The following is a 351-nucleotide window of genomic DNA, read 5'->3' on the forward strand; positions in this document are numbered from 1 at the left end:
ATGCAGCCCGTTACGTGGCGAAGAACATCGTCGCGGCCGGTCTCGCCGAGCGCTGTGAAGTGCAGGTCGCCTACGCAATCGGCGTTGCCCGGCCGGTATCCTTGATGGTCAACACCTTCGGCACCGGCAAGGTCAGCGACGAACTCATCGTCGAACTGATCGGCAAGCACTTTGACCTGCGTCCCAAAGGGATCATCCAGTCACTCAATCTATTGCGCCCGATCTACCGGAAGACCGCTGCCTATGGCCATTTCGGCCGCGACGAACCCGAGTTCACCTGGGAGGCCATCGACAAAGCCGCGACGCTGCGCGCGGAAGCGGGTCTGTAGCCTGCAGGCCCGTGCCGCAAGG

Annotated in this window: 1 protein-coding gene; it reads left to right on the forward strand. The window is 62.7% G+C overall.

Annotated elements, in window-relative coordinates; all coding sequences use genetic code 11:
- Positions 1 to 329, forward strand: a 329-nt coding sequence (locus tag CAPSK01_RS16560) for a methionine adenosyltransferase domain-containing protein (RefSeq protein WP_034929169.1), incomplete at its 5' end; no start/stop codon positions are given.
- Positions 330 to 351: the final 22 nt, after the last annotated feature.

Origin of the sequence: Candidatus Accumulibacter vicinus, assembly GCF_000584955.1 — a bacterium.
Lineage (GTDB): Bacteria > Pseudomonadota > Gammaproteobacteria > Burkholderiales > Rhodocyclaceae > Accumulibacter > Accumulibacter vicinus.